7 protein-coding genes and 2 tRNA genes are annotated in these 12,845 nt (G+C 33.3%); 6 read left to right on the forward strand and 3 right to left on the reverse strand.

Going from position 1 to position 12,845, the window contains the following annotated elements:
* Positions 1-752 precede the first annotated feature (752 nt).
* The 3 genes from UABHE_RS31970 (at position 753) to UABHE_RS31980 (ending at position 1,893) form a co-directional block, all read left to right on the forward strand.
* Positions 753-839 (forward strand) — tRNA-Ser (locus UABHE_RS31970).
* A gap of 11 nt (positions 840-850) precedes the next feature.
* Positions 851-940 (forward strand) — tRNA-Ser (locus tag UABHE_RS31975).
* Positions 941-975: 35 nt separating this feature from the next.
* Positions 976-1,893: a metallophosphoesterase gene (locus tag UABHE_RS31980; protein ID WP_372367505.1), complete on the forward strand. Its 918-nt coding sequence runs from the start codon at positions 976-978 to the stop codon at positions 1,891-1,893.
* A gap of 32 nt (positions 1,894-1,925) precedes the next feature.
* On the opposite strand, the gene UABHE_RS31985 is transcribed toward UABHE_RS31980, so the two are convergent.
* The gene (locus UABHE_RS31985; protein ID WP_372367506.1) at positions 1,926-2,993 is read right to left on the reverse strand and encodes a YbhN family protein; all 1,068 of its coding nucleotides are present in this window, start codon (positions 2,991-2,993) and stop codon (positions 1,926-1,928) included.
* A gap of 30 nt (positions 2,994-3,023) precedes the next feature.
* The gene (locus UABHE_RS31990) at positions 3,024-3,731 is read right to left on the reverse strand and encodes a HEAT repeat domain-containing protein (RefSeq protein ID WP_372367508.1); all 708 of its coding nucleotides are present in this window, start codon (positions 3,729-3,731) and stop codon (positions 3,024-3,026) included.
* A gap of 332 nt (positions 3,732-4,063) precedes the next feature.
* Between UABHE_RS31990 and UABHE_RS31995 the strand changes: the two genes are divergently transcribed.
* Both UABHE_RS31995 and UABHE_RS32000 read left to right on the forward strand, forming a co-directional pair.
* Positions 4,064-4,657: an SGNH/GDSL hydrolase family protein gene (locus UABHE_RS31995; RefSeq protein WP_372367509.1), complete on the forward strand. Its 594-nt coding sequence runs from the start codon at positions 4,064-4,066 to the stop codon at positions 4,655-4,657.
* A gap of 13 nt (positions 4,658-4,670) precedes the next feature.
* Positions 4,671-6,176, forward strand: coding sequence for a serine/threonine protein kinase (locus UABHE_RS32000; protein ID WP_372367510.1), 1,506 nt, complete (start codon positions 4,671-4,673; stop codon positions 6,174-6,176).
* Between the two features lie 298 nt (positions 6,177-6,474).
* Here UABHE_RS32000 and UABHE_RS32005 read toward each other — a convergent pair whose 3' ends face one another.
* Positions 6,475-8,121: a hypothetical protein gene (locus UABHE_RS32005; protein WP_372367511.1), complete on the reverse strand. Its 1,647-nt coding sequence runs from the start codon at positions 8,119-8,121 to the stop codon at positions 6,475-6,477.
* 647 nt (positions 8,122-8,768) lie between these two features.
* Here UABHE_RS32005 and UABHE_RS32010 point away from each other — a divergent pair.
* Positions 8,769-12,833: a protein kinase gene (locus tag UABHE_RS32010; protein ID WP_372367512.1), complete on the forward strand. Its 4,065-nt coding sequence runs from the start codon at positions 8,769-8,771 to the stop codon at positions 12,831-12,833.
* The last annotated feature ends 12 nt before the right edge of the window (positions 12,834-12,845 follow it).

A 12,845-nucleotide genomic window follows, 5' to 3' on the forward strand; every position in this document is an offset into this window, starting at 1 on the left:
GATACGCCAGTAGTATTGAGCCCGAGCCCGTTTGCGAGCCCGCGCCCGAAAACTTTTTGAGAGCGACAGAAAGTGATTTATTGGTTCAATACTAGTTTTTTGCGATGGAAAAAGAAACTTTGCTTCTTTGATAAATTGTTAGTGAAAGTTTCGGAAACGGGCTCGCAAACGGGATCGCAAACGGGCTCGGGCTCGAAAAAACACACAATATTTTGAATGATGACACGCCTTAGTATTGCCTAATTATATAGGGCATGTTGACATTTGTCTTCCTTATAATTTGGTTATTTTCGAAATCAGCTTTGTTATTTTTCAATTGTGGAGTACAATTTTGTGCTGCCAAAGTGGTTCGCTACCTCCTAAGTTAACTCATGTCGCACAAAATCTAAATGCTAACATGTCCTAGTAAAGTACTGAGTGGCAAAGATATAATATACCAAATTTTACATAGACATTTTATTCGTTAGCTAAACATTTTTAACGTGTGTAGTAGTATGCTGCAAACGAAAAATAACGATGTTGGCAGATGAAAAGCGGTGTAAAATGGTAGATTGTTTTTTACTGTGTCTCTAAGAATTATTGGTACTGAACTATTTAATAAAAATAGTGTAAAAGAGTTTTAAAAAATCGTTTTTCTTTTGGCTTTTGAAGTCAAAGAACATCGAAAGCTTAGACTATTATAAATTAGTTGATTATTTTTTTTATATTTTTTCTTGACTTTGTGGAAAAAAAAACTATACTTCAATTGCATTGGAGACGTGGCAGAGTGGCCGAATGCGGCGGTCTTGAAAACCGTTATCCCCGAGAGGGGATCGTGGGTTCGAATCCTACCGTCTCCGATAAAAAAAATGGAGAGATGGCAGAGTGGCCGAATGCGGTAGATTGCTAATCTACTGTAGCACTATTTGAGCTACCGCGGGTTCGAATCCCGCTCTCTCCGTTCATCAATACTCACCTCCTTATTTGAGATCTTCTATGCCATCAAATAAACCATACTATCATGCAATTGCATTTATATCAGATATTCACGGTAACTTAGAAGCTTTAGAAGCTATTCTAGAGGATATTAAGCGCCAACAGGTATCTAGTATATATTGTTTAGGTGATATTGTTGGTTATGGGCCTGATCCCATGGCATGCACTCGCCGCCTTATGACTCTTCTCGAATCCAAACAACTCATTGCTACCGTCGCTGGAAATCACGACTATGGTGTTTGCGATCAAGACCTTAGTAGTTTTAGTTCTTCTGCAAAAGAAGTCATGGAATGGACTATCGAACAAATGCAGGGAACAGACGAAGCTAACTACATACGAGGACTATGTCAAAAAGAACTTATAAAGAAAATTGGACGTTTTTGGCTTGTTCATAGTACAATAAATCCCGCTCCCGAAAAATGGGATTATCTAAAAACCAAAAATGCCGGCGAAAATTTCGAGAATCGAAAAATTGTTTTTGTTGGACATTCTCATATTCCAGCAATCTACTCAAAATATTCGGCGGGAAAAGATTGGCATCCAATTAGTTTATTTGGTAACGATGGTCATTATTTTCTACCCCCTGCGCAAAAGGTAATGTTACCTCCAGGAAAATCGTCGAAATCATATCGCTTAGAAGTAAATGATCCATTTCCAACTATGATTATCAATGCTGGTTCAGTTGGACAGCCAAGAGATAATAATCCAAATGCTAGGTATGCACTTTATATAACAATTGACTACAAAAGCTATATAGAGTATCGACAAGTAGGTTATGATGTGCAAAAAACAGTCGAAAAACATAAAGAAAGAGGTTTGTCTTGTGATGAAAGGCTTGCAACACGTCTTTGTACAGGTGGAAATACTCGCTTTGATAATGAATTTAAGAAACCTGAATGGTTTCCTAATTTTTCCTAGTTAAGTCATATTGTTTTTTTTATACAATAGAACTAGTCTTTTTTATGACGAATATCCTTGTCAACAATCCAAATCATTGCCCCAATAATTCCTACAAGCATTTGCCCAAATTTTGTTAATACACTAAGGGTTACAGCTTTTGTTTTCGCAATTCCTACATAACTAAATAAATAACTGTATGTTGCTTCACCAACACCCCAGCCTGCCAAAGAAATTGGTAACATCATAACAATAAAACTAATTGGTACAAATACGAAAAAGATGTATATAGGCAAATCGATGTGTAAAGCTTGTGCAAAGCCGTAAACCGAAATATTTGTTGAGCAGTGTACAAGTATTGATATTGCAGCTGCTTGAAAAAAAACAATTGGTTTTTGACGAAAAACAAAAATAATTTCAATTATTTGATCCAGCAGAGAGTGTTTTCTCTGTAAAAATTGCAATGGAAGAAAAAATAAAACTAAACATCCAAAAACAACTCCGCCAAATAAAGTAAATATAAAAGGCGCAAAGCTCTTTACTACTGGTGTATGGATTTGGAATATAGTAACTGTTGTAGCGACGAGAATAAGAGCCATTAAGCCTATAACTCTATCAAACAAAACAAGAGCTAAAGGTTTAAGTACTAGGGAACTTTTTTTGGCAAGGTAGTATATTTTTAAAGCGTCTCCGCCAGTAAAACCGGGTAAGAAATTCCCAAAAAAGGTAGAGATAAAATTAATTTTTGTCATTTGCCAATAAGAGAGGGTGATATTTTGAGGTTTTAATATTAAGAGAATGCGCCAAGAAGTGAGGAGTATGTTGCAAAATAAAAACAAACAAAACAAAAAGTAGATAGTTAAATCTAAGTTACTAACTACAGAATAAAAACCATATTCAATACCCTTAGTTAAATCAATTTGAGCAAATGGAATTTGTTGCTTGTTGCCATGAATGTTTATAAAACATGTAGAGCTTGTAATATGACTTATATTGCCGCGAACACTTTTTCCATTATCAAGATAGACAATATCGTCAAATACAATCATGTAGTTGATAATGTAAAATATGATTAGGAATGTAATGCTAAGGCGTAATAAAAATCCCAAACGTTTCTTCATGGATTTCCTAAAATTGTTTCTTAGTGTTTGTTATGATTTCTTTTTGTCTTCGTTTTCTTTAGGATTATTTATGTTTTTTTCAAGGTCGTTTGCATTTTCTTTTGGGGCGTCTATGTCTTTTTCTTCCTCTTTTTCAAGGTCGTTTGCGTCTTCTTCGGGTTTTTGCTTTTTATACCATTCATCCCACGCTTCGTGTTTAAACCCCAGTTTGGCTTTTGTAAATTTTTCTAGTGCAGCAAGAGCTTGATGTCTAACAGAAGGGTTCTCATCTTTAAGCATTGCAATAAGAGGGGATACTACATTTTTTGCTCTTAAATAACGCAAGGATTTTATGATCTTCAGTTTTACCCAAACATCTTCTTCTGTTTGTAATTTCTCACCTAAAAGATTTTGATATTCGTAGCCAAAGAAAGATCCCACAGATTGCGCGGCTTCCATTCGAACGAGGTGATTCTTGTCGTCGAGTGCTTTTACTATAAGGGGTAAAAATGAACGATCTTTGGATTTAACCATTAGTCGTATTGCCGTGGAACGCACAACTGGACTGCTATCTCTTGTCAGAGCTTCTTCTAGCATTTTTTTTATAGTGCTGTCATTTTCAACATTATTGTGTAGCCACTCTATTGCTAAAACTCGATCTTGTGATTGAGTGCTTTTTAGGTTGACTGTTTGTTCACTAATACTACTGCCACAAGAAATAATAAATAGTAGTGCTGTACAAATGATAAATAGCTTCATACGAAAACCTTTACTTGTAACAGTTGAATTAAGGGATGTGTTTCCATGCTGTATTGTAGTGTTGTTATTACAAACTAACTATATCACATTCATAATACTTAGCTAAGTACAAAATTTTAGTGTAACTAGGATACTCTATTTTAGCGATCCCCCTAGCTCTAAACATTTTGTAGAAAAGATCTTAATTAATGGAAGTAGTCTCGTACTTCACAACGAATATCTTTTCTTTAGAAAAAAATTTAGATTCATTATAAAATAATTGTTAAGATATAAGTATATAACAAAAAAGTCAAGGAAAATGATGTTTTGATTTGGGTGTGAGGGGTATGATTATGAAAAATTTTTTAGCTTTGGGTGATTCGTACACAATTGGCGAATGTGTAGAAGAAAATTCGTGGCCGATTCAATTGCAACAAGCTTTGAAAAAATCTCAGATTAACATCGATGTTCAAATTATTGCTCAAACAGGTTGGACTACAGATGAACTGGCGCAGGTAATTTATAAGAAAAATATACAAAAAAACTTTGATATGGTAAGCCTTTCAATTGGTGTAAACAATCAATATAGAGGACAAAGTGAAAAGAAATATAGAAAAGAGTTTATTTGGCTTTTAGAGCAGGCCATTAACTTTGCGGGTAAAGACCCTAAAAAAGTAATTGTTGTCTCTATTCCTGATTGGGGGATTACTCCATTTGCAAAAAAAGACAAAAGGTCTTCAAAGCAAATAGGACAGCAAATCGATATTTTTAACAACATAAATGCCAAAGAAACTAAAAAAAGGCGCTGCCACTACATTGATATTACTCCTTTATCAAGAAAAAAAGATGCTTCACTTGTTGCAAATGATGGTTTACATCCTTCTGCAAAAATGTACAATATGTGGGTAGAAAAAATTTATCCTGTCGCGCTTAAAATAATCAAATAGTAAGAAAAAATCCATGGACCTCCAAGACAAAAGAGTATGGCAACCTCCCAAAAGATTCGCAAACTATGAGATTATCGAAAAAATAGATGACGGTGGTATGGGAGCCATTTATAAAGCTAGACATATTGATACAGATGAGATCGTTGCCATAAAAGTAATGGTAAATGACTCTCAATATAAGAGATTTGAAAGAGAAGCGCAGACTAGTAAACTTTTGAGTCATCCTAATTTTGTTCGTTTTCGAAAAACGGGCGAAATTTCAGGCAAAATATTTATCGTAATGGATTATGTGGAAGGGTTGCTGCTAAAAAAATATTTAGAGAGTAGTCTTTCTCTAGAGGAAAAATTTACTTTATTTTATAAGATTTTAAAAGCAATTGTTTACGCCCATAGTATTGGTGTTATTCATCGCGATATTAAGCCTGCTAATATTATTGTTAAGTATGACGGTGAACCAATCATACTTGATTTTGGTTTGTCAAAATGTGTGGAGTTCGCCGAAAAAAAAGACGAGACTTTTTTAACTCTTGAAGGGCAAATATTAGGAACTCCTGGATATATGTCCCCGGAACAAGCTAAAGGAGAAGTTGACTATCAAGACGAACGAACCGACATTTTTTCCTTAGGTATTATTCTGTATGAAGTTTTAAGCGGACATAGCCCTTTTGAAGGTGGGAATGTAATCGATATCTGCTATAAAATAGCTAACAACCCTCCCGAACCAATTCGTAATTATTTACCCAAAATTCCCGATAACTTAGTAGCAATTATCGAAAAATCTCTAGAGAATGATATTACGAAGAGATACCAGACTGCCGAAGATTTTTTGTATGATTTCGAACAATTTCTTGCCATCATGCAGTCTAACGACACTCCGAAAGATACACCGCAAGAAAACTATCAAGAAAAGATTATATGTCTTATCTGCGGAACAGAAAATCAAAAAGAAGCTTTGCATTGCTGTGAGTGTTATCAAGTTCTAAAAAAAGAGTTTCATCGTAACGATGTGAAAAAAGAGAAATTACTCAACAAAGACTCAATGGCAAAAGCAAGACAGGCAATGCCTCCATTGATGGTTGAGCCTAAAAACTTGATGAATATTATATCTAAAGCTGAAGTAAAACCAAGCTCTAATGCAAGAGATATTGCCAAGATACCTTTTACACCAGTGCAACCAAAAATAATTGAGCGGCCAATCACATTTTTTGAAGTTCTTATTGGTGGCCTAGGATTTATGTTCTCTATACTTCCCATTTTTTACATGTACCGTTTTTCTCTAAGTTTGCATGCGTTTGATTTTTTTATTGGAATATTGGCTTCATATATCATATTTGAAAACAGAAAACATATCACAATTACTGTTGTATTTCCTATTGTTTATATTGTGTGTTGCTGTGTAAAGAATTACTTTGGTGTTATAGGTTTACCTTTTGCTACTAGTTTTTTCCCTCAACTTTTTAGCGGCTTACTGCTCACTTTTTTGTATGGGCGCTGCCTGTTTTTTATGTACAAGGTATAGTTAAATACATGCTCTTGGATTATTTCTTGTTTTAGAGAACTAGGGGCGTGTCCTCGTTTAATGAAGTAAGATAACGCAAGAAGTATAATGGTTGTCTCTCTCGTAATCATAGCCGTAGTCACTACCGTGACTGTGACCTTGATCGAAAAATTGAGGGAGATTTTCATGCAACTTAACCACGAAAAACTAGACGTTTACAAAGCTTCTTCCCTAGTTTTATCATTTTCAATTATTCAAAACATACCTTCTGGCTATGCTTTTCTTGCTGATTAGTTTAAACGTGCTACTCCCTCGTTGTCTACGATTTTGGTTTTGTTAAAATTTTATGTAGCATAACATTACTGATTGTATATGTTGGACGAATACCACTATCTCCCATGCCTCCAGAAGCTAATGTTTGTCCTGATTGTAAAGGATTATCTGAAGCATAGTAAGCATAATTTAAGGCTACATTTTCTTTGATATGCTGGCGAATCATAGCTGATTGAATTGCTTTTTGGTAATGCCCACCTTCCATTTCGAGACCGATAGCTTTCCAACTAGACTCAAGAAAGTAATTTAAAACATCTCTATTTTGTAAGGATGTACCAAGTACCGTTATCATGGGACCGCGGTAAGCGGTTATATCTTGAGTGAAATCTTTAACTTGTAGCCGATTTTTAAATGAATAGGTATCTGTGTTGCCTTCAAAAATATGAGCTGTTGGCAACATTATATCCCCTTTTTTACCAGGTAGAATACCAGCCTTACCCATCACCGAAATAGAACTTACATTAAGTTTTTGCTCTTGATAAGGTTTAAGAAGTTCATCCATTACTTCAAACGCTTGTTCGCCAAACGCGTAGTCCATGACAAGCAATACAGGTTTACTTTTCTTGATATAGTCTTCGTCAGCTTTGACATCAGGGTGTAGATTTGCAAAATCAATTTTTGTGGCATCAATAATTTGGCAATCAATATGACTTTTAGAAGTGTCTTTGTAATCTATCATACCGTGTTTTAGAGCATGACGATTTAGTGCATCATCTTGTCCTTTTACAAACTTAACTGTTTCGTAAACATCTTTCCCTTTACTTTTGCCTACAGCATAGCAAGATAATAGATTACGTATACTATGTAAATTAGAACTGATAATATGCAGTGGGCGATCAATTAATTTTTTTTGTTGTAAGATTTGTTTGATATTAGTGGCCCATTTTTCAGCATATAAATGTTTACCCATCATTTCTTCTAAAGACGGTGTAAAGATAACAAGGTGGCCTTCTGAAGGGTCTTGGTGAGCCTGCCAAGCTCTTTTTCCTAACCAATAGATAATTTGAAATAGACCATTATTGTAGTCTCCTGAGCTTTCAAGACGCAGATAAGCTTTTTTCGTTTCTTCGAATGTAGCCCCTACTATTTTACTTAAATTCCAAATTTCTTGATCTAAAGACTTTATTTTTTTCTTAGAGGTAACAATTTCTTCTAATTGGATCCACTCTTGGGTTTTTCCGTCTTCATCGTATCCACGTTTGCGAATTTTCTCCATTTCAATACCGAGGAAAGTGATATGTGTTAAGATATCATATATCTCACTTTGACCGCGAGTAATTTCAAAGCACATTTCTTTTCCATTAACGCGGTATGAGTTGCGACGCCTTTTTAGAGGCATTATTGTTTCGAAGCCTTCCTGTAGACCTTCTGCAGCTGAAAATGTATAGCGCGTACATTGCTCGATACCTTTAGGTAAACGGTCCATTATATAGACTAAACCAGAAAGTTCTACGCGTTGAGGATCATTCATTACACCATAAATTTCTGGGCTCAAAACAGACAGAGCTTCTACTAGTTTTTGTCCTGAAGCGCCTACTGGTTTAAAGTAACCTCGTAGGAGTAAAGCATCAGCTATAACCTTAAAAGCTCGGATAGAAAATCGCGCTTTTTGTGAACGATTTAATTCTTGCATTGTAATCCTTTCTTACTTGTTTTTAAATTTCCAATTTAATATTGATATTACTATAATAACTCATTGCCCACTCATTTCGAAACCAGTTATTATAAACAATGGCAAATAATATTTTTTAAAATAGGGCGTGTCATCATTCAATACAGATAAAAATATAACGGATTCATTTAATGATACGCCAGTAGTATTGAGCCCGAGCCCGTTTGCGAGCCCGCGCCCGAAAACTTTTTGAGAGCGACAGAAAGTGATTTATTGGTTCAATACTAGTTTTTTGCGATGGAAAAAGAAACTTTGCTTCTTTGATAAATTGTTAGTGAAAGTTTCGGAAACGGGCTCGCAAACGGGCTCGGGCTCGAAAAAACACACAATATTTTGAATGATGACACGCCCTGGTTTACATTTTTTAATTTGCGATACGATTTAGAATATAATGCAGATGCCATATTGGTATTTTTTTAAATTTCGCGAAATCCTAATTTGCTAAATCGTTTTGAGTAAAATCTCAAGATAAATTTTCGGGCTATTTTTAAAATAAGCGAAGATGAGTGGAAATTTTGATAAAAGTTTTTTTAGAGGTATTGATGATACGCCCTAGTTTTTTTTAATCCAAGTGACATTGTCTTTAGTAACTAAAATGAGGCACTATTATGAACGAATTTGAAGATACGTGGAGTGATGCTGAGAATAACTTATTATTTTCTAAAGTAACATTGTCAAATTATAAGTTAATAGAAAAAATAGGGCAAGGAGGGATGGGAGCTGTGTACAAAGCTCAGCAACTAAGCCCTCAAAGGATAGTAGCAATAAAAACCATCAAAACATCTTCTAATATGCGCCGGTTTGAGCGCGAAATGCAAATAGCTTCGCAACTTAATCATCCGAATATTGCTAAAGTATACAATGCTGGTGTTGAAAACAACCAAAAATATTTAGTTATGGAGTATATTTCTGGACAACCTCTAAGTGACTATTTAAAAGAAACAACTGTTTCCTTAGAGAAGAAACTAGAAGTTTTTGTCAAGATTTGTGAAATACTAAGTTATGCCCATCAGAAAGAAATAATTCATCGCGACTTAAAACCAAATAATATAATTATGAATGAAAAAAACGAACCGGTTTTAATTGATTTTGGAATAGCAAAATATACATATAATCGTAAATTTGACCTAACAAAAACAGGAGAAATACTTGGTACACCAAATTACATGGCTCCTGAACAAATAGTAGGTAAAAGTAGTAATGTTGGTTATTCTACTGATATTTATTCATTAGGCGCTATTTTTTATGAAATGTTGTGTAATAAACGCATGGCTATAGGTAGTCGTCCTCTTAATGTTTTGTTTCAAATTATGCAAGGAGAATTTACATCTCCGCGAAAAATAAATCCACAAATAGACAAAAGTCTTGAACTTATTTGGAAAAAATCCACAGCACATAAGCCAAAAAATCGCTATCAAAAAGTTTCTGATTTACAGTTGGATTTACAAAATTTTATTTCTGGCAAAAAAATTAGAGCCTCTTATCTTAAAGAAACGCTTTTAGTCTCATTTTTTTGTACACTTATAAGTGTAGCATTGTACTTTTCAAGTTCACAAAATACAAATACTATCGAATTAAGCAAACATGAGTTAGCTTTAGAAAAAAAATTCAAAACAACTATATATAATATAAAAAATAATATTCCTGTAGAAGTTGAACAATTATCGAAAAGTCATTTTAGTGATATACATCAAATTAATATAGTAAAAACTTTTTATAACGAAGGGCAATATGGAAAGGCCCTTGTTATGATAAATCAAATATCAAAAGAATCGCACTACTATTTAGAATCCATTTACTATAAAGGTCTAATTAGCTACCATGAAGAGCGATATGGTGATGCTCAAAAACAATTTGAATTCTTAATTCTAAAAAATGATAAAAATCTTAAATACCATTATTATTTGGGTTGCGTTTATTTTAAACAGCGTTCTTTTAGGAAGTCTTTATTTCATTTATTGAAAGTAGAAAAAGCCTTTAACGATGATATTACTCTTGTTGAATCTATTGCTAAAATATATAGCGAAATGAAAAATAAGAAAAAAGCGATAGAATATTTAGAAGAGTGTATTAGACTTTCACCTGGGAACGCAAAATATTTCACTATGCTTGGTAAAATTGAAATACAAGAGAAAAACTATTATAAAGCGTTTGCTCACTTAAAAAAAGCTTTGTACACAGGAAATTTTATCGAAGCTTTAACACTTATGCATGAAATACCTTATCGTGAACCGCGTTTACGTCGGTGGTGCTATCAGTCAATTCTGCATAAATGTGTGTCTGAAAAAGAAGGTAAATATCCTGATTTGTTCACTAATAAATGGCAAGAGATTGAAAATCGTTATCGCCAAGACTATCTTTCTTACCAAGAAGCAATAAAAAAAGCCAAAGGAACAATTGAATCTCTACTAAGACCTATCAATGATGAAAGAGTAAAAAATACAATTCAAGAGGCTCTTTTTTCTTTACGGTACAGCGAAAGTTTTGACAGAGAAATAAACAATATTTTTATAAATAAAACCTTGCCAGAAACAACAATAGATTTTTTTAACAAAATAGCAAAAAAAATACGCGAAAAAAAACGCCAAGAGCAATTAAGAGTTACTTATTATAAATTAGCATTTATGCATAGAAATAAGAGTTGGAATGAATCAAGTTTTGAGAGTAGTGATTTTTTAATAAATGCGCTACTTGAGGAAAAAGATGTGTTTTTAAAATACCTTCTGGCTGAAGGTTATTTACAAATATTTAATTTTAAATCTATTATAGAGATTGCTAACGATCACAATAAAGATGTGATTACACGTATTATCTGTTGCGCTGTTTTAAGAAAAAATTATTTGGCGACTAAGATTGATGTATTTCAATCTTTGGTTGATATAAAATTTACTTTTGTAGATAACAAAGAATTTTTAGAAACTCTTATCGCCCAAGCAATGTTTGTTCCTCACTATGTAAAACGAATAGATACTTTTCAGCGACCAGTTCCAGTTCAAAAACTTCCTTTTCCCGCTGCAGAGAAAAAATTGCTAGAATATCTAATAAAACAAGAATCTTCTAAGGTGTCTCTTTCTGCAGCTTTGAGTTTTCGTGGTCTAATTGGGTTTAATAAAGTTATACCAGATGAAATTGAAAATATTATTTATAAAGCAATGGATAATAAAGATACTATTCTTAGTAATTACGCACATTTTATGTTTTGGATTAGTAATTCGCCTGTTAACGGTAACAAGTACCTTGATAAGTTTAGAGAAGCATTAAAAAATCCAAATCACAGAATTAAGGAAATAGCTCTTTCGCAGATACAGTTATTCCGTGATCGTATACCAATAATTATGCCCGAAATTGAGAATTGTATGAAGTCGGATTCTATAAGGGTGCGTTTTCGCGCCATTTTTGCTTGGGTATTTGCTCAGAGAAATAACCAAGTAATTTTTGATGATCCTTTGTACATAAAAATTCGAAAGCAGTTAACTCCATTAGAACATAGCGCAATTATTACTTTTACTTTTTACAAATTCTTTTCGCTAAAAAATATTAATCAAAATGCCATTATGAATACAATGAATTTTCTAAACGTATTAAAAAAGAAATTACATACCCTTCCAGATACATCTCAATGCATGATATCATACGTTTTATCTTTAGCGCAAATGCATCCTTCTCTTCAACAGTTAGAAAAAATGAATGATTCATTATTGGCGTATTTCATATATCAACTTCACCAACAAGTAAATCCAGGAAAGAAGTTCACTTATTTACCATTTCTAAATCCAAAAAAACCTGTAGAAAAACGCCACTTAGCGAAAAAATTCTTGTCGAATAAGAATCCCAAAGTACGTATGTTTGCGACAAGTAGTTATGTTGCATTTTCTTCAGAAGAAGAGCGCAAACGATTATTTAATAAAGCTCTAAAAACGAAAGATACTTACTTTAGAAAAGGTGTTGCTCTTGGGTTTTATTTTGCTTTACAGAATGCTTGGATTGCAAATAAAGAAAAGCCAAGTTTGTCTTTTCAGGACTTGTTTGGCGATAAATCCGTAGATTTAGTTTTAGCAGAAAAATTTGAGCGCTTGGATAATTTTGTGCATAGAATATCAACTCAATCTCCGCAGAAATTTGATAAATATAAAACGTGGATAAAAAATGCTTTAAGACTAGCACCTGAAGAAAGTGAATACCTTTATGTTCATACTTTGTTTTTTCCGCAAAAATCTACGGAACAAATAAAAAAAGCCATCAAATTTAATAAAAAACATTACGAAAATAGCTTTAAACACGTTTATTTTTTACAGTTTTTAAAGGTATCGGCAAATCAAGATAAATTGAAGAGAAGTCAATTGAAAGAAAGGCAAGAAATTCCTTCTTCGCTTTTGGTGAATTTTGCTAACATATTTGATGATTTAGAGATGTATGATAAAGCTTTGGATTTTCATGAGAAATATTTTTTAGCAAAAACAAAACAAAATTCGCCCTTTACTGAGATACTAAGCGTTCATAGCGAGATGGTTTACTATCACATTAAAAACAACGACATAAAAACGGCAAAAATTTTATTACAATATCTATATGAATTATATCGTCGCAACAAAAGTTATAGTAAAAATATATCGAAAAAAACATTTTTAAGAGAACTACAAGGTAAGAATCCTAAAATAAAAATTTCTTGGTAGTGACTATACCAT

The organism is Candidatus Uabimicrobium helgolandensis (assembly GCF_041508025.1).
Taxonomy (GTDB): Bacteria; Planctomycetota; Uabimicrobiia; order Uabimicrobiales; family Uabimicrobiaceae; genus Uabimicrobium; species Uabimicrobium helgolandensis.

What these genes read in the sequence shown, in the direction of transcription:
- UABHE_RS32005 (WP_372367511.1), bottom strand. Translation starts at nt 8,121, where the DNA reads ATGCAAGAATTAAATCGTTCACAAAAAGCGCGATTTTCTATCCGAGCT.
- UABHE_RS31990 (WP_372367508.1), bottom strand. Translation starts at nt 3,731, where the DNA reads ATGAAGCTATTTATCATTTGTACAGCACTACTATTTATTATTTCTTGT.
- UABHE_RS31980 (WP_372367505.1), top strand. Translation starts at nt 976, where the DNA reads ATGCCATCAAATAAACCATACTATCATGCAATTGCATTTATATCAGAT.
- UABHE_RS32010 (WP_372367512.1), top strand. Translation starts at nt 8,769, where the DNA reads ATGAACGAATTTGAAGATACGTGGAGTGATGCTGAGAATAACTTATTA.
- UABHE_RS31995 (WP_372367509.1), top strand. Translation starts at nt 4,064, where the DNA reads ATGAAAAATTTTTTAGCTTTGGGTGATTCGTACACAATTGGCGAATGT.
- UABHE_RS31985 (WP_372367506.1), bottom strand. Translation starts at nt 2,993, where the DNA reads ATGAAGAAACGTTTGGGATTTTTATTACGCCTTAGCATTACATTCCTA.
- UABHE_RS32000 (WP_372367510.1), top strand. Translation starts at nt 4,671, where the DNA reads ATGGACCTCCAAGACAAAAGAGTATGGCAACCTCCCAAAAGATTCGCA.